The 15,174-nt window shown below is 63.2% G+C and carries 17 protein-coding genes and 1 pseudogene; 10 read left to right on the top strand and 8 right to left on the bottom strand.

Annotated elements, in window-relative coordinates; genetic code table 11:
- Positions 1 to 111: 111 nt before the first annotated feature.
- From BLL36_RS25170 to BLL36_RS25160, 3 genes are all read left to right on the top strand, one after another.
- Positions 112 to 741: a TetR/AcrR family transcriptional regulator gene (locus tag BLL36_RS25170; protein ID WP_076954312.1), complete on the top strand. Its 630-nt coding sequence runs from the start codon at positions 112 to 114 to the stop codon at positions 739 to 741.
- Positions 738 to 1,415, top strand: coding sequence for a type 1 glutamine amidotransferase domain-containing protein (locus BLL36_RS25165; protein ID WP_076954311.1), 678 nt, complete (start codon positions 738 to 740; stop codon positions 1,413 to 1,415). Before BLL36_RS25170 ends, BLL36_RS25165 begins: the two co-directional genes overlap by 4 nt.
- Before the next feature lie 80 nt (positions 1,416 to 1,495).
- A complete protein-coding gene (locus BLL36_RS25160; protein ID WP_076954310.1) occupies positions 1,496 to 2,623 on the top strand; it encodes an alkene reductase in 1,128 nt (375 codons plus the stop codon).
- 161 nt (positions 2,624 to 2,784) lie between these two features.
- Here the strand turns inward: BLL36_RS25160 and BLL36_RS25155 are convergent, their stop codons facing one another.
- Together BLL36_RS25155 and BLL36_RS25150 are read right to left on the bottom strand one after the other, a co-directional pair.
- Positions 2,785 to 3,783 carry an NAD(P)H-quinone oxidoreductase gene (locus tag BLL36_RS25155; RefSeq protein ID WP_076954309.1) on the bottom strand — a complete coding sequence of 333 codons (999 nt, stop codon included), beginning with the start codon at positions 3,781 to 3,783 and terminating at the stop codon, positions 2,785 to 2,787.
- Complete coding sequence (locus BLL36_RS25150) at positions 3,780 to 5,012, bottom strand: YbfB/YjiJ family MFS transporter (RefSeq protein WP_076954308.1); 1,233 nt, start codon at positions 5,010 to 5,012, stop codon at positions 3,780 to 3,782. Before BLL36_RS25150 ends, BLL36_RS25155 begins: the two co-directional genes overlap by 4 nt.
- A gap of 111 nt (positions 5,013 to 5,123) precedes the next feature.
- Between BLL36_RS25150 and BLL36_RS25145 the strand changes: the two genes are divergently transcribed.
- Entirely contained in the window at positions 5,124 to 5,999 is an 876-nt protein-coding gene (locus BLL36_RS25145) for a LysR family transcriptional regulator (RefSeq protein ID WP_076954307.1), read from the top strand.
- Positions 6,000 to 6,076: 77 nt separating this feature from the next.
- Positions 6,077 to 6,463 (top strand): DoxX family protein, encoded by a 387-nt coding sequence (locus BLL36_RS25140; protein ID WP_076954306.1) that lies wholly within the window; start codon positions 6,077 to 6,079, stop codon positions 6,461 to 6,463.
- Positions 6,464 to 6,518: 55 nt separating this feature from the next.
- On the opposite strand, the gene BLL36_RS25135 is transcribed toward BLL36_RS25140, so the two are convergent.
- The 3 genes from BLL36_RS25135 to BLL36_RS25125 all read right to left on the bottom strand — a co-directional run bounded on the left by BLL36_RS25135 (position 6,519) and on the right by BLL36_RS25125 (position 9,710).
- Positions 6,519 to 7,337, bottom strand: a complete 819-nt coding sequence (locus BLL36_RS25135) for an alpha/beta fold hydrolase (protein WP_076954305.1) — start codon at positions 7,335 to 7,337, stop codon at positions 6,519 to 6,521.
- 88 nt (positions 7,338 to 7,425) lie between these two features.
- Positions 7,426 to 8,817 (bottom strand): alginate export family protein, encoded by a 1,392-nt coding sequence (locus tag BLL36_RS25130; RefSeq protein WP_076954304.1) that lies wholly within the window; start codon positions 8,815 to 8,817, stop codon positions 7,426 to 7,428.
- Positions 8,814 to 9,710: a VOC family protein gene (locus BLL36_RS25125; protein ID WP_076954303.1), complete on the bottom strand. Its 897-nt coding sequence runs from the start codon at positions 9,708 to 9,710 to the stop codon at positions 8,814 to 8,816. Before BLL36_RS25125 ends, BLL36_RS25130 begins: the two co-directional genes overlap by 4 nt.
- A gap of 149 nt (positions 9,711 to 9,859) precedes the next feature.
- Here BLL36_RS25125 and BLL36_RS25120 point away from each other — a divergent pair, with 149 nt between their 5' ends.
- Positions 9,860 to 10,927, top strand: coding sequence for an NAD(P)-dependent alcohol dehydrogenase (locus BLL36_RS25120; protein WP_076954302.1), 1,068 nt, complete (start codon positions 9,860 to 9,862; stop codon positions 10,925 to 10,927).
- A 362-nt stretch (positions 10,928 to 11,289) separates the two neighbouring features.
- Positions 11,290 to 11,436 (top strand): annotated as a pseudogene (locus tag BLL36_RS25115) (OprD family outer membrane porin); the annotation flags it as partial.
- Here the strand turns inward: BLL36_RS25115 and BLL36_RS25110 are convergent.
- The gene (locus BLL36_RS25110; RefSeq protein WP_076954301.1) at positions 11,437 to 11,736 is read right to left on the bottom strand and encodes a hypothetical protein; all 300 of its coding nucleotides are present in this window, start codon (positions 11,734 to 11,736) and stop codon (positions 11,437 to 11,439) included.
- Positions 11,737 to 11,952: 216 nt separating this feature from the next.
- On the opposite strand from BLL36_RS25110, the gene BLL36_RS25105 reads away from it, so the two are divergent.
- From BLL36_RS25105 to BLL36_RS25095, 3 genes are read left to right on the top strand one after another with little or no spacing between them, the layout of a single operon-like run.
- The gene (locus BLL36_RS25105; protein ID WP_076954300.1) at positions 11,953 to 12,597 is read left to right on the top strand and encodes a TonB family protein; all 645 of its coding nucleotides are present in this window, start codon (positions 11,953 to 11,955) and stop codon (positions 12,595 to 12,597) included.
- Positions 12,594 to 13,139: a sigma-70 family RNA polymerase sigma factor gene (locus BLL36_RS25100; RefSeq protein WP_076954299.1), complete on the top strand. Its 546-nt coding sequence runs from the start codon at positions 12,594 to 12,596 to the stop codon at positions 13,137 to 13,139. Before BLL36_RS25105 ends, BLL36_RS25100 begins: the two co-directional genes overlap by 4 nt.
- Before the next feature lie 37 nt (positions 13,140 to 13,176).
- Positions 13,177 to 14,103, top strand: coding sequence for a FecR family protein (locus BLL36_RS25095; protein ID WP_076954298.1), 927 nt, complete (start codon positions 13,177 to 13,179; stop codon positions 14,101 to 14,103).
- A gap of 1 nt (position 14,104) precedes the next feature.
- Here BLL36_RS25095 and BLL36_RS25090 read toward each other — a convergent pair whose 3' ends face one another.
- Complete coding sequence (locus tag BLL36_RS25090) at positions 14,105 to 14,701, bottom strand: prepilin-type N-terminal cleavage/methylation domain-containing protein (RefSeq protein ID WP_076954297.1); 597 nt, start codon at positions 14,699 to 14,701, stop codon at positions 14,105 to 14,107.
- Positions 14,698 to 15,150 (bottom strand): type II secretion system minor pseudopilin GspH, encoded by a 453-nt coding sequence (gspH, locus tag BLL36_RS25085; protein ID WP_076954296.1) that lies wholly within the window; start codon positions 15,148 to 15,150, stop codon positions 14,698 to 14,700. Before gspH ends, BLL36_RS25090 begins: the two co-directional genes overlap by 4 nt.
- Between the last annotated feature and the right edge of the window lie 24 nt (positions 15,151 to 15,174).

Genomic DNA, 15,174 nt, shown 5'->3' with positions numbered 1-15,174 from the left:
CCTTCGCGTCATGTCCGGAATCCTTGCGCATCTGACATTGTGCGAATTTTGCCCGGCTCCTAACATCCCCTCAACGAACTAGACGACTGGTCTAATCGGACGGGGTGAAGCATGAACAGCGAAACTAAAAGTGCACGGCAGGCCATTCTGGACACGGCGCAGTTGATTGTCGGGCGCAAGGGATTCTCCGCGGTGGGCCTGAACGAAATACTGCAAGCCGCCGACGTGCCCAAGGGTTCGTTTTATCACTACTTCAGCTCCAAGGATGCGTTCGGCGTTGTGCTGCTCGACCACTACTTCGACCACTATGTGCACGGCATGCAGCAACTGTTCGACCAGCCTGGTTTAACCCAGCACGCCAAGTTGATGCGCTATTGGGACTGCTGGATCGACAACCAGACCGGCTGCACCGACGCGGGCAAATGCCTTGCCGTCAAACTGGGTGCCGAAGTGTCAGACCTGTCAGAGCCGATGCGCCTGGCCCTGCAGCGCGGCACCGCACGCACCATCGGGTTGCTCGCCAAGGCCTTGCAGGCGGGCATCGAAGACGGCTCGATAACGCTTGCGCAACACCCCGAGAACCTGGCCCAGCGCCTGTATGCGTTGTGGTTGGGGACCAGCGTCATGAGCAAGATCACCCGTACATCGGCGCCTTTCGACGAGGCGCTGCGGTTGACCCGACAGTTGTTGGGCCAGCCTGACCACACCGACACTCCCACCTATCGAGGCACTGGAAAATGAAAGTATTAATGGTACTGACCTCTCACGACCAGCTCGGCGACACCGGGCGCAAGACCGGCTTTTGGCTCGAAGAGTTTGCCGCACCCTATTACGCGTTCAAGGACGCCGGCGCCGACGTGGTGCTGGCTTCCCCGGCCGGCGGCCAGCCGCCGCTGGACCCGGTGAGCGACCAGCCGGACTTCCAGACCGAACAGACCCACCGTTTCGCCGCCGACCCGGCCGCGCAGCAGGCCCTGGCCACCACGCTGAAGCTGGAGCGCGTCAACGCCGATGACTTCGACACCGTGTTCTACCCAGGCGGCCATGGCCCGCTGTGGGACCTGGCGGAATCGCCCGTCTCGATCGCGCTGATCGAGTCCTTCGAGCGTGCCGGCAAACCGATCGGCTTTGTCTGCCACGCACCGGGCGCCCTGCGTCACGTCAAGGCGGTCAATGGCGAGCCGCTGGTCAAGGGCCGTCGGGTCACCGGTTTCTCCAATTCGGAAGAGGCCGCGGTGGAGCTGACCGACGTGGTGCCATTCCTGATTGAAGATGAGTTCAAGCAACTCGGCGGCCACTATGAGAAGGGCGCTGACTGGCAATCCTTTGTGATTACCGATGGTTTGCTGGTCACCGGGCAAAACCCTGGCAGCTCCAGCGATGTGGCTAAAGCCCTGCTGAAACTCACCGCGTAAGTTAATCAAATCGCTTGATTCATTGGCGACTTGCATAAGTCGCCAATGCTTCAGCGCGTCCGCCATTTGGAAAACCTTAGATGACAAACTCTATTTTAAGTACCCCGGTAAAACTGGGTCACCACACACTCGACAACCGTATCGTACTGCCGCCGTTGACGCGCCAGCGCAGCGCCCAGCCCGGCGATATCGCCACCGACTTGATGGCCGAGTATTACCGCCAGCGTGCCAGTGCCGGTTTCATGGTCAGTGAGGGCACGCAGATTGAACCGCGTGGCCAGGGGTATGCGTGGACGCCGGGCATCTACAGCCCGGCGCAGATCGACGGTTGGCGCAAAGTCACCGACGCGGTGCATGCCGAAGGCGGGGTGATCTTTGCCCAACTGTGGCACGTCGGCCGGGTGTCGCATAACGCTTTGCAGCCTGATGGCGCTGCGCCGGTTGCACCTTCTGCGATCCAGGCGCTGCAGGCGAAGGCCTTTATCGAAACCGCGCCAGGTGCGGGTGAGCTGAAGCAGCCGCCAGTGCCGCGTGCACTGAGCGTCCTCGAGATCGAGGAATTGATCGAGCACTACGCACAGGCGGCACGCAATGCGCTGGATGCGGGGTTTGATGGGGTGGAAATCCACTCGGCGAACGGTTACCTGGTCAATCAGTTCATCTCGGCCCACGCCAACCAGCGCGATGATGAATATGGCGGCTCCCTGGAGAACCGCCTGCGTTTCCTGCGCGAGATCGTTGAAGCCGTGACGGCCGTGGTCGGGCCGGAGCGTCTGGGCGTGCGGTTTTCACCATTGTTCAGCGGCACCGACCAGGACCGGGTGTACATCGGCCTGGTGGAAGAAGACCCGCACCATACCTACATCGAAGCGATCAAGGTGCTGCAAGCGTCCGGTATCGCCTATGTGTCCATTGCCGAAGCCGACTGGGATAACGCCCCGGTGCTGCCCGAATCGTTCCGCCGCGCGGTGCGCGAGACCTTCAGCGGACGGATCATCTACGCTGGCCGCTACACCGCCGAGCGCGGCGCTCAGTTGGTAGAAGCAGGGCTGGCGGACTTGATCGCGTTCGGGCGGCCGTTCATTGCCAACCCGGATCTGCCACAGCGGATTTTCAACGGCTGGCCGTTGAACCCGCTGCGCACGGAAGGGATGTATGGGGGCTCGGAGAAGGGCTACACCGACTACCCTGCATACACCGAACGATAGAAAGCGGTGCTCTCGTTGATCGTTCCCACGCTCCGCGTGGTAATGCATCCCGCGACGCTCTGCGTCACCTGCACGCATTGAGCTGTGCGGCGGGACGCGGAGCGTCCCAGGCGGCATTTCCACGCAGAGCGTGGGAACGATCAATGTGTGTTGATCCCGGATCAACTGACCCGCAACACAATCTTGCCGATATGATCGCCACCCTCCATCCGTGCATGGGCCTGGGCGGCGTCGGTGTATTCGTACACTTTGTCGATGATCGGCAGGCAGCGCCCGGCTGTCAGTACCGGCCACACGTACTCGCGCAGTTGGTCGGCAATCGCGGCTTTTTCTTCCCTGGTGCGCGCGCGCAGCAGCGAGCCGGTGATCACGGCACGTTTGCCCAGGATACTCAGCAGGTCCACATCATTGGCTTTGCCGCCACCGAGGAAACCGATCATCACCAAATGCCCGTCCATACCCAGGGCCTTGAGGTTGTTGTTCAGGTAGGAGGCCCCCATGATATCGAGGATCACATCCACGCCTTTGTCATCGGTTTTCTGGGCGATGACCTCGGCAAAGTCCTGCTCACGGTAATTGATCGGCTCGGCACCCAACCCGGCAATCGCCGCGCACTTGTCGGCACTGCCGGCGGTGGCGAAGGCCTGGATGCCGAACTCGCGGCACAGCATCAAGGCGGTCGTACCGATGCCGCTGGTGCCGCCGTGGATCAATACGCGTTGGCCGGTGTGCGCACCGCCGAGGCCGAACAGGTTGGCCCATACGGTGAAGAAGGTTTCCGGCACGGCGGCGGCCTGGATCCAGTCCATGCCCTCGGGGATCGGCAGGGCCTGGCCGGCCGGCACGCTGCAGAATTGCGCGTAGCCGCCGCCATTGGTCAGGGCGCAGACTTTGTCGCCAATAGCGTATTCGCTCACGCCATCGCCCAGCGCCACCACTTCACCGGCCACTTCCAGGCCTGGAAGCGGGCTCATGCCGGGTTTCATCGGGTACTTGCCGGCGCGTTGCAAGGCGTCAGGGCGGTTGACCCCGGCGGCGTGCACGCGGATCAGGATTTCGCCGGGGCCCGCCACCGGCACGTCGGCCCGGCGTGGTTGCAGCACTTCGGGGCCGCCGGGGGTGGTGATTTCGATCTGGGTCATTTCTTGTGGAAGCGTCATTTCAGATTACCTGCAGCGATGAGCGTATGGGTTGGGACCGTGTCGAGCGGCCGGCGGTTCAGCGCAATCATGCCCCATTCCAGGGCCAGGGCGACCACGATGGCGCCGGCCGCGATCATGAACAGCAACGCGTGCTGGCCGCCGCTGCTGTTGAACAGCACCGAGTAGGCGAACCCGGACAGTGCCTGGAACGTGGCAAAGGAAACGGTGGCGCGGCTCCACGCCACCTGTTGCTGGTGATGGTCGGGCAGCAGTTCATGCACCCGCGCCAGCGCCAGGGGCACGATGCCCGGCGGGAAGGAACCGAGAATCACCGCCAGCACCGCCAACGCGATAAACGAGCCGGCGAACGGCAACAGGCCGAGCGATATCGCCTGCACCACCAGCACCCAACGGATACTCTGGCGGGCGCCGAGTCTATCCGCAAGAAAGCCGTAGGTCACCGGCCCCGCAATCGCGCCCAGGCCGTACATCACCCAGATCATTGCGCCGATGTGCGCGCCGTCGCCCAGGCCACGGGCCACGTAGTCCACCAGGAACACCATCGCCGGCACCAGGCCCGCCGCCATGAACGCGTACTGGGCAAACAACAGGTACACGCCAGATGGCGTGCGCGCTGAAACGTGCGCAGGTGCCGGTGCCTGATGAGGTGCGCCGTCGGGCCAGGCAAACCAACTGGCAGCGGTCAATACCAGCGCCAACAGGCCCAGGCCAAACCAGGTCTGCTGCAAGCCCAGGCTCAACAGTGGCGGCACCAGCGTGCCGGAGCCGGCGATGCCCAGGCCGATGCCGAGAAAGATCGCGCCGCTGGCCAGGCCCCGGCGTGCCGCCGGAACATGGGGCAGCACGGTGGCGGCCACCAGCACCATGATCGCGCCACCGGCAATCCCCGACAGCAGGCGCCAGGCGAAAAACCACACCACCGACAGTGGGAAGCCACAGGCGAAGAACGCCAGGGGCACCGCCACCATCATGATGCGCAGCGCGGTTCTGTTAGAGGTGCGCTGGGCAATGGGTCGTCCGATCAGCGCGCCGATCAGGTAACCCACCAGGTTGGCGGCACCGAGGTAGACCACGTCACTGGCCGAAAACCACTGGGCCTGGATCAAGGACGGAATCAACGGCGTGTAGGCGAACCGTGCCAGACCAATGCTGACCAGGCTGGCGCACAGGCCGGCGAAGATGGGCAGCCAGACGGCGCTGCGCGATGGAGCGGGGGTGTCGAACATGGTGGCTGTCCTGAAATTTTTCTCTGGTGCCCAGCATAGCCATGTTGGTTGATGCAATAATGCTGCGATTTAGCGTCACGATGATGCATATATGCAGCACTGGGGAAACTTATGAATTGGGACGATGCGCGGATGTTCCTGGCGGTGTGCCGTGAATCCACGCTGCGTGGCGCCGCGCGGGTGCTGGGGGTGGATCAGGCCACGGTGGGCCGACGGATCAACGCCTTGGAAAAATCCCTGGGTGCCACTTTGTTCCTGCGCACCTCCGAGGGCTACGCGCTCACCGCCTTAGGCGAAGCCGCCTTGCTCTCGGTGGAAAAGATGGAGCGCTCAGCCCTCGACCTGGAGCGCCAGATCCAGGGCCTGGACGATCGCCTGACCGGCACCGTGCGGGTCAGCACCACCGACTCCCTGGCGATCGATTTCCTGATCCCGGCCATTGCCCACCTGCACGACAAGCACCCTGACGTGCGCGTGCAACTGGACGCCTCCACCCAGATCCTCAGCCTGGCCAAGCGCGAGGCCGACATCGCGGTGCGCAACCAACGTCCGGACAACCCCGACCTGATAGCCCGACGCATCGCCCGCTGGCCGGTGGGGCTGTTTGCCGCGCAGCGCTACATTGACCGTCATGGCGCGCCCGAACCGGGCAGCCTGTTCGAGGGCCACGACCTGGTGGTCTACCAGCCCTACCTGCAAAGCCACAAAGACCTGGCCCTGGCCTGCGAGCCCGTGGGCCGCGGGCGCATTGTCGCGGCCTTGAGTTCCAGCCTGCTGATACGCCGAGCCATCGCCGCCGGCATTGGCGTCGGGGAAATCCCGGTGTACACCGGCGAGCGCGACGGGCTGGTGCGCCTGTGGCCGGAGCGCACCCGGCCGCTGCCGTATGACGTGTGGCTGGTGACCCACGCCGACCTGCGCCACACCGCGCGGGTGCGGGTGGTGATCGATGAAATCGTCGCGGCGTTTGCCGGCACCCAGGAGTGAGGTCAGCACAGGCTTGCAAGCGTGCGTGGAGCGCTGTCGACACAATCGAGGTGTGTGTCAACCAACCGAGAGCACCTATGAACGAATCAAGAAGTCAGGACCTGGGGCTGTTGTTTTTGCGGGGCAGCGGGGCGCTGTTCCTGCTGTGGGTACACGGGTTGCCCAAACTAATCGACTACAGCGAACAACTGACGCTGATCGAGGACCCTTTTCATTTGGGTGCCCACATCACGCTGTGGCTGGCGATCTTTGCCGAAGTGCTGTGCCCGCTGCTGATCATTGCCGGGGTGCTGGTGCGACTGGCGTGCTTGCCGATCCTGGCGGTGTTGTTGATCGCCATGCTGGTGGTGCATCCGCAGTGGTCATTGTTCGAAGGGCAATTCGGCTGGCTCCTGTTGATCATTTTCACCAGCGTCTTAATTGCCGGGCCCGGGCGCCTTGTCCTCAGTCGGCGTTTCTCCTGAACAAAAAAAGGCCGGGCAAGCCCGGCCGAAATAAGGAGAGGGTGGTGCAGGGTTTTCAGCGGTTGAGGAATGCCAGCAGGTCTTCATTCAGGGCCTGGGCATGGGTCACGGCGAAACCGTGCGGGGCATCCTTGTAGACTTTCAGTTCGGCACCCTTGATTGAAGCGGCCGCCGCTTTGCCGGTGGTCTCGAACGGCACGATCTGGTCGCCGTCACCGTGGATGACCAGGGTTGGTACGTCGATTGTGGCCATGTCCGGGCGGAAGTCGGTCTCGGAGAAGGCGGTGACGCAATCCACTGTCGACTTGAGCGACGCCAGCATCGCGATCTGCAGGGTTTGCGTCAGCACGCCTTCGGAGACTTTCTGGCCCTTGTTGATGCCGAAGAACGGCGTGTTGAAGTCAGCAATGAACTGCGCACGGTCCTTCAACAGCCCGGCCTTGATGCCGTCGAACACTTCTGTCGGCACGCCTTGCGGGTAGTCCGGTTTCTGCCCGAACAGCGGCGTCACCGCGCCCAGCAGCACCAGGCCGGCCACGCGCGCGCTGCCATGGCGGGCGATGTAGCGGGCCACGTCGCCGCCGCCCATGGAGAAGCCCACCAGGGTCACTTCCTTGAGGTCCAGGTGTTCGATCAACTGCGCGATGTCGTCGGCGAAGGTGTCGTAATCGTTACCGGTCCACGGCTGGTCCGAGCGGCCGAAACCACGACGGTCGAACGCAATGGTGCGAAAGCCGCGGCTGCTCAGGTATTCCATCTGGTATTCCCACATGTCGGCATCCAGCGGCCAGCCGTGGCTGAACAGTACGGGCTTACCGCTGCCCCAGTCCTTGAAGTAGATCTGGGTACCGTCTTTGGCAACAAATGTGCTCATGGAAAACTCCTTGGGTAGCGGGGAAAAACTCAGCGTCACTATTGGTGTAAAGCGTACGCCGGGCTTGTATGGGTGTGCTTGGTTGGGGTCACCAACTGAATTTAAGCTCGACCCCCAGGTAATTGCTGTCATCACCACCGGCGTCGCGCAGGGTCTGGCCGACGTCGTAGTGCACGGCTTCGACAGCGCCGGTGAGGTTGGGGCTGAACACATAGTCGGTGCGCAGTTGTGCGTAGGCACCGGTCCAGCGATCACCCTGGCCCGCCGTTGCGGCCACTGGCAGGTTGGGCTGGGTGTACACGGCATCGTCGGTGGTCTGGCGCCAGAGCAAGCCGATGGCGGTTTGCACGCTGAGCCTATCGATCGGCTTGACGGTGATCGACGGCTTGACGTGAATCAAGTTGCTGTAGCCGGTGTAGCCCGCCAGGGAAAAGTAGTAGCCGTTGGGGAACAGCGGGTTGAACGTGCCGACGCTACCATCGCCGGCCTTACGGTCACCCGAGGCGATGTCCAGTTGCAGGCCCACGCGCGGTTTCCAGGCCAGGCTGTCGAAGGTGTAGCCGGTACGACTGCCGCCGGCCCAGGCGCGAATGTCCTTGCTGCCCACCGAACCCCTTTGCAGCATCGCTTCGATGTCCCAGTCAAAACCCCTGGCCGCGCCGCCCAGGCGTGCGTCGAACAGGTGGCGGGTCTCGTCGCCGTCCGCGTCCAGGTAGTGCGCGGCGCTGCGTTCATACACGCCGTAGTAGGCCGACAGTTCGTTCTTGCCGCCCACCAGGCGCTCGACCCGCACCAGGTGAAAACGCGCGTCGCTGTTGGACTTGTCGTCGAAGTGCCGTTCGTCCTGATACTGCACCGGCTGGCTGGTAATGCCGATGAAGCGCCAGTTGGAGGTCTCCCAGTCGGCCCACAGCGCATCGAAGGATTGCCGCACATTCGGGCCGTCCCGCGATGAGATGAAGCGCTGCAGGTCGAAGGCGAAATCCTGGCGCCCGAGCCGTACCTTCAGCGTGCCGCTGCTGAAGGCATTGACGTACTCGGCAAAGGCCAGGCGAAGGTCAACGCGGTTCTGGTCGGCGCCGCCAATCGTGGTTTTGTCGTAGGCGCGCACGTCTTCGAGTTGGGTGAACACCCGCCAGTTCTGGTTCAGGTGCAGGTCGGCATGCACCTGGAAACGCTGGATCAGGTAGCGATCACGCTTCACGTCGCGTACGCCGAAACCACTGGCATCGTTCATCTCGAAGCGCTCGCGCAACGTCGCGCCCAGGGACAGATAGGTGAACGGGTCGGCACTCGACAGCGGGATGTACTTCAAGTTGTCCAACGGTTGCGTGCGCAGCGCCGGGTTTTGCAGCACCGACCAGTCTTCCTGCCAACGGTTGGCCTTGATCGCCGGGCGTGTCGCTTGCTCGTCGGCGTGGACGCTGCCGGCGAGCAGCGGCCACAGCACGGCCAGGCTCAAGCCTGCGCGACGCTTCATTTTGCCGCGTTGAGCTGATGAATTTCCGCGACGTAGCCGCCCGGGAACTCGACCAATGCGCTGCGCCGGCCTTTGCTGTCGAAGGCGGGCACCAGCACTTTGGCGCCGGAGCCGGTGGCCTTGCCCAGGGTGGCCGTCAGGTCAGCCACTTGGTAACCGGTGGTCTCGTGGCCGAACGGGTAGGGCAGTTGACCGTTGGTGACCAGCACCGCCATGCGCCCGAACGGCGACTCGATGTCGACACGGCGATAGCTGCCGCCGGCTTGGCCGATATCGACGCCAGGGGCGTGCTTGTCATCGGCCAGGACTTTGCCGTGGGAGAAGCCCGTAAAGGCTTTGACAAAGGCGTCGGCGCGGTCTGCGCTGAGGTACACGCGATTTTCCGGCACGGTCTGGAACGCGGCGTAATCCGGGGTCTTGGTGTGCCAGTAAAGCTGCATGTTCACACCGCCCGGCCACTGCACCACCGCATCACGCCCGATCGGGTCGGGGAAGTCGCTGACGATCACCGCCGCACCGTTTTCACGGGCGGCCTTGAGCGCGACGTCCATGTCCTTGACCAGATAGCCATTGCGCTCCTGGCCGAACGGGTGTGGGATCGGCGTGCTGAAACCAAACAGCGACACCGTGCCGGCCGGGGTCTGCAGCAATTGCGAGGTGGTGCTGCTCGGCACCGGCAGCACATTCACCACCACTTGGGCGGTGCTTTTGCCACCAAAGGTCGCCAGGAAACTCTGGGCAAAGCGGTCGACATCGGCCGGCGCGACGTAGACGTGGCTGGTGTCGTATTGCGGCGCCACGGTCACCGCGGGTGTTGCGGCGAATGCGCTGCCCATGATCTGCCCGGCCAGCAAGGTCAGGGCCAGGGAAACCTTAATCACGCGTTTACACATGCTTACTCTCCAGCGCTATGCCTAGGATCGAAAGCCGTGAGCTTAGGGATGCGCCAGCGGGGCGAATTGTACAGGCGTGCTTGATTGAACGATTCAGCGTCCAGGCCGGTCATCTGACTTCCAGTATCCGATTTTCACAGGTGAACGAAATGGCCAAGACTTACAGCTACGCCGCCCAGAACGCCAAGGATTCCCTCAAGCCTTTCACCTTCGAGCGCCGCGCGCCGGGGGCGGACGACGTACAGATCGATATTCTCTATTGCGGCGTCTGTCACTCCGACCTGCACACCGCGCGTAACGAGTGGAACAACACCCTGTATCCCAGCGTGCCCGGCCACGAGATCGTCGGTCGCGTCACGGCGGTAGGCAGCAATGTCAGCAAGTTCAAGGTCGGTGATTTGGCCGGCGTGGGCTGTATGGTCGACAGCTGCCAACAGTGTGCGTCCTGCGCCGAAGGCGAAGAGCAATACTGCGAGAACGGCTTTACCGGCACCTACAACGGTCCGGTGTTCGGCGGTGAAAACACCTTCGGCGGCTACTCCGACAGCATCGTGGTCAAGGAGAAGTTCGTACTGCGCATCTCCCACGACGACGCGAACCTGGCCGCCGTGGCGCCGCTGTTGTGCGCGGGCATCACCACCTATTCGCCGCTGCATCACTGGAAGGTGGGCCCCGGCAAGAAAGTCGGTGTGGTCGGCCTCGGTGGTCTCGGCCATATGGCGGTGAAAATTGCCCATGCCATGGGCGCCCATGTCACGTTGTTCACCACCTCACTCAACAAGCGCGAAGACGGCCTGCGCCTGGGCGCCGACCAAGTGGTGGTGTCGAAGAACCCGGACGAAATGGCCAAGGTCGCCAACAGCCTGGACTTTATCCTCAACACCGTCGCCGCGCCGCACGACCTCGACGCCTTCCTCAACCTGCTCAAGCGCGACGGCACCATGACCCTGGTCGGCGCACCCGACAGCCCGCACCCGTCGCCGACGGTGTTCAACCTGATCTTCAAGCGCCGCAGCCTGGCGGGTTCGTTGATCGGCGGTATCCAGGAGACCCAGGACATGCTCGATTTCTGTGCCAGACACGGGATTGTTTCGGATATTGAGATGATCGATATCCAGGCGATCAATGAGGCGTATGAGCGGATGCTCAAGGGTGATGTGAAGTACCGGTTTGTGATTGATATGGATAGCCTGAAGAAGGAAAGCCAGGCCGCGTGATCGCACGAGCGGCACTGCCCTATGGGGAGCTGTCGAGCCCCAGCGAGGCTGTGAAGGCGGCGGCACTGCTGGCATTTTTTTCGCCTGACCCACCGCTTTCGCAGCCTCGCTAAAGCTCGACAGCTCCCACAGGGGATCGGCTGTGTGGGTGGGATTTGCGGTTTAGCGGCTGACGCCATTTTCGGCAGCACCGCAACTCAACTGTGGGAGCTGTCGAGCCCCGGCGAGGCTGCGAAGGCGGCGGCATTGCTGGCATGTTCGTCGCCTGACACACCGCTATCGCTGCCTCGCTAAAGCTCGAGAGCTCCCACAGGGGATCGGCTGTGTGGGTGGGATTTGCGGTTTAGCGGCGGGCGCAATATCAGCAGGAGCTGGCGTATGTGGTACAGAGCGGCCCGGCCAAGCTTCTCAATGTGCGCTGGCGCAACTCGACCTTGCGTCGGGACTTCAGCACCAACGAGTTTGACGAGAACCGGTTGATCATCAGTTATCCGCTGTCGTTGTTGTAGTCAGGGCCGCTGCGGCTTCACCGACGTACCGAACGTGTTGCCCATGCGCACGCTGGTCGCCGCCGGGGTGGATAAACCCACCGCGTTCGGCGGCCGTTTTTCGATGGGGATGTTTTGCGCTTCGCGGTTTTTGCTGGCGGCCTTGGTCGCATTTGTGTCATTGCCCATCTGCTGGCTCAGGCAACCATAGTTGGGTGCCTTATACCCGTCCACCGTGACTTCGGCGCAGCTGTCGGCGTGGGCAAACAGGGGCAGGGCGGCGCACAGCATCACGCTGGCAAAGGTCGTTAATAGCTTCATCGGGCCTCCTGGCGGGCCCGTAGGAGTGGCCCGGTAAGGCTTGAAAGTCTAGCGCAGCGGGCCTCTCGTCACCGTGATGTTTTTTTTGCTATCACCGTAACATCAGGTTCATAAACTGGCCTCAGGATGACGGTTTTCTAGGGCGCGTCGGCCGTGCAGCGATGCAGAGCAGGGGGTGAATGGGGAGTGTGGAGGCGCGCCGCATGCGCCCTGGTCTTGCTGTTGCTGCTGGCTGGCGGCCGTGCGGCGCAGGCAGAGTCGCCGTTGTTGACCTTGGATTTGCCGGCGCAAGACCTGGAACACGCCCTGCAAGCCTACAGCCGCGCCACCGGGATGGCGGTGCTGGTGGACCGCGAATTGACGCGGGGCCGGCGTTCTATTGGGGTGCGCGGGCGTTTTACGGCGCAAGAAGCACTGGCGATGTTGCTGACAGGGAGTGGCCTGATGGCACGTTATGCACGCAGCGATGCGTTCACCTTGCAGGCGCCGCAGCTCAGCCAGCCGCCGCCCACCAAGGGCGCGGCGGCTCGCAGCGCCGCGCGGATCAACAACAGCTACGCGACGGCGTTGCAGCAAGCGATCGAGACCAGCCTGTGCCGTTCGCCCTTGACCCGCCCCGGCAGTTTCCGGGCGCTGGTGCAGGTTTGGGTGAACCCGGACGGGGTGATTGAACACAGTCGGCTGGTCAGTTCCACCGGCGATGAACAACGCGATGAAGCACTGGTACGCAGCCTGGCAACGGCACGGGTGGAACGCCCGGCGCCGAGCTCACTGCGTCAACCGGTGACTTTACTTCTGATGCCTGACACAACGGGAACACGCATGGAATGCACAGCAGCAAAAGGAGCCTGGGGCGGATGAAAAATACCGGGCACAGTCCGATGGTCAGCTTGTTCCTGGCCTCCTACGAAGACTTCAAGGTGCGTTTGCGCAAGCGCCTGGGCTCGGAAGACCTGGCCAACGACGTGCTGCACGAAACCTACCTGCGGGTCGATCGCATGGACGTGCCGGCGAACCTGCAACAGCCCAACGCCTATCTGTATCGCATGGCCTTGAACATCGCCGCCGACCGCCGTCAGGCCGACGCGCGCCTGCTCACCGGCAGCGAAGTGCAAGAGCTGCTGCAAAGCGCCGACGAAGCCCAGGACCCATCGCGGGTAGTGGGTGGCCAGAAAGAAATCCAATCCCTGGTCAAGGCGCTCTACGAACTGCCGGCGCGCCGCCGCAAGATCCTCATCGCCGCCCGCCTGGAAGAAGCGCCACACCTGGAAATCTCCCAGCGCTTCGGCATTTCAACGCGCATGGTCGAGAAGGAAATCAAGGCCGCCCTAGGCCATTGTGCCAAGCGACTGGAAAGAAAAGTGATTCAGCGGTTCGGTCCCGGGGCCGGAAAACCGTCTTAGTGTCGAGTCCCTGATAAATCCGTGAGTACGTGCGCGCTTGAATATTTTTAACCTCTCCACCGCCCGGCCATCTAACGCCAGCCCCCTGCACGATGAAGCCCGTGACTGGCTGGTCCTGCTGACGTCGGGCCGGGCCACCGTGGCCGATGCCAAGGCCCTGAAAGCCTGGTGCGCCCGAAGCCCGGAGCATGCCCAGGCGTTCGAGCAGGCCAAGACTTTGTGGCAGCAGTTGGCGCCGGCCCTCGATCAAGTGTCGCAACCGCGCAGCTTCGGCCGGCGTGCCTTCCTGGGCGGTGCGATTGCCGCTTCGGCGGCCGTGGTGATGGTGCGCGTCGGCGTGCCGGGCGGCTTTGCCGGGCTCACGGCCGACTACCGCACCGAGGTCGGCGAGCAGCGCCAAGTGTTGTTGAGCGAGGGCGTAAGCCTGGAACTCAACACCCAGACCCGCATCAGTCGGGTAGGGCAGGGCATCGAATTGTTCGAAGGTGAAGTCGAGGTCGTCGCCCACGTTGCACAACCGCTCAAGGTCCAGGCTGGCGAAGGCTGGGTGAGCGCGGCCCAGGCGCGCTTCAATGTGCGCAATACCGACCAAAATGTCTGCGTGACCTGCATCGAGGGTTCGCTGTCGGTGGACATTGCCGGTCGCAGCGTGCGTCTGGACGGTGGACGGCAACTGACCTATGGCGCTGCCGGGGTCAGTGAAGTGACCACGGTAGACACACAGCCCGTGGTGGCCTGGCGTGAACAGGTGCTGGTGTTCAACAACGCCACGCTGGCGACGGTGGTGGATGAGATCAACCGCTATCGGCCGGGGATGCTGGTGTTGCTCAATAAAGAACTTGGCCAGCGCCGGGTGCAGGCGCGGTTCAGCTTGCAGCAACTGGCGGGCGTGGCGTTGTTGATTCGCGATGCGTATGGCGCCAAGTGTACGGAGTTGCCGGGTGGGGTGGTGTTGTTGAGCTGACTCACTTCAACGGCCCCATCACCTGTCGATACCGCTCAACTCCCTGTGGCGTCTGTCGTACCAGCTTGATCTCCAGCCCCGTTGGATCTTCACGCCGATTGCCGCTCAACTGCCGCCAGCCCTTGTCCGTCTCCCATACGCGCACCTGCAAGTCAATGACCCCCGTCAGCACCACCACCCCATCCTTCGCCGCCGGCAGCGGATACCGGTCGCGTGTCGGCGCGGCTGCCCGATACAGCGAATCGCCCTTGAGCCACCAGCGCACCCGTTGCAGCCCGTCCCCGGCAACCGGGGCGCTGCGGATCACGTCCAGGCGAAAGCCCTTGCTGTCGGAACTGCGCACCGTGACCGCCGCCAATCCCTCGTCGCTCGGTGCATCCGGGGCCGTCAGTTCGACGCTGGCCCGCAAGCTGATATCGCGTTGCATTTGGTTGAGCGCGCGCAGCAACACCTCGGTCTGCTCGGTACTGGCCTGCAGGTGCTGGTCGGCGCGGGTCACGCTGTCGAGGCCGCGCCAGGCGATCAGGCTGACCAGCGCCATCAGCATGATCGCCACCATCACTTCGATCAGGGTGAAGCCTTGTTGGGATCGGTTCATGGCAGGGCTTCCACGCGCATCAGGCCGGCGGCGTCGCGTTGCAGGCTGAGGCTGTGTTGCCCGTCGGACAACACCACCCGCAGCGGTGGGTTGATCCATTCGGCGTTGAGCACCAGGGTTTGCCGGGGTTCGAGAGTGATCTGCATCGGTGTGCTGTCCCATAGGCGCGGGCGCAGTTGGCTGTCACCCTGGAAGGCTTCCACGTTCGTTCCATCATCACTGCGGCGGTTGAAGCGGAAGCCCTTGGCGTCGGCGCGCCAGGTGATGGGGCGGCCGTCGGCGTGGGCTTCGGCCTGGGCGACTTGCAGCAGTTGGCTCAGGCGCTCGGCATCCTTGCGCAGCAGGTGCAGCGGGTCGGGCTTGATGGTGAGGCTGATGGCGGCGCTGGCGATGCCGATGATCACCAGCACCACCATCAGTTCGATCAGGGTGAAGCCTTGCTGTTTCATCGTGCGTTTCCTGGAAACTGGGGA

This window comes from Pseudomonas cedrina subsp. cedrina (assembly GCF_001983175.1).
Classification (GTDB): Bacteria; Pseudomonadota; Gammaproteobacteria; order Pseudomonadales; family Pseudomonadaceae; genus Aquipseudomonas; species Aquipseudomonas cedrina.
This window is presented reverse-complemented; position numbering and strand designations above follow the sequence as displayed.

Coding starts and splice junctions, on each gene's coding strand:
- BLL36_RS25170 (WP_076954312.1), top strand. CDS start 112: ATGAACAGCGAAACTAAAAGTGCACGGCAGGCCATTCTGGACACGGCG.
- BLL36_RS25165 (WP_076954311.1), top strand. CDS start 738: ATGAAAGTATTAATGGTACTGACCTCTCACGACCAGCTCGGCGACACC.
- BLL36_RS25160 (WP_076954310.1), top strand. CDS start 1,496: ATGACAAACTCTATTTTAAGTACCCCGGTAAAACTGGGTCACCACACA.
- BLL36_RS25155 (WP_076954309.1), bottom strand. CDS start 3,783: ATGACGCTTCCACAAGAAATGACCCAGATCGAAATCACCACCCCCGGC.
- BLL36_RS25150 (WP_076954308.1), bottom strand. CDS start 5,012: ATGTTCGACACCCCCGCTCCATCGCGCAGCGCCGTCTGGCTGCCCATC.
- BLL36_RS25145 (WP_076954307.1), top strand. CDS start 5,124: ATGAATTGGGACGATGCGCGGATGTTCCTGGCGGTGTGCCGTGAATCC.
- BLL36_RS25140 (WP_076954306.1), top strand. CDS start 6,077: ATGAACGAATCAAGAAGTCAGGACCTGGGGCTGTTGTTTTTGCGGGGC.
- BLL36_RS25135 (WP_076954305.1), bottom strand. CDS start 7,337: ATGAGCACATTTGTTGCCAAAGACGGTACCCAGATCTACTTCAAGGAC.
- BLL36_RS25130 (WP_076954304.1), bottom strand. CDS start 8,817: ATGAAGCGTCGCGCAGGCTTGAGCCTGGCCGTGCTGTGGCCGCTGCTC.
- BLL36_RS25125 (WP_076954303.1), bottom strand. CDS start 9,710: ATGTGTAAACGCGTGATTAAGGTTTCCCTGGCCCTGACCTTGCTGGCC.
- BLL36_RS25120 (WP_076954302.1), top strand. CDS start 9,860: ATGGCCAAGACTTACAGCTACGCCGCCCAGAACGCCAAGGATTCCCTC.
- BLL36_RS25110 (WP_076954301.1), bottom strand. CDS start 11,736: ATGAAGCTATTAACGACCTTTGCCAGCGTGATGCTGTGCGCCGCCCTG.
- BLL36_RS25100 (WP_076954299.1), top strand. CDS start 12,594: ATGAAAAATACCGGGCACAGTCCGATGGTCAGCTTGTTCCTGGCCTCC.
- BLL36_RS25090 (WP_076954297.1), bottom strand. CDS start 14,701: ATGAACCGATCCCAACAAGGCTTCACCCTGATCGAAGTGATGGTGGCG.
- gspH (WP_076954296.1), bottom strand. CDS start 15,150: ATGAAACAGCAAGGCTTCACCCTGATCGAACTGATGGTGGTGCTGGTG.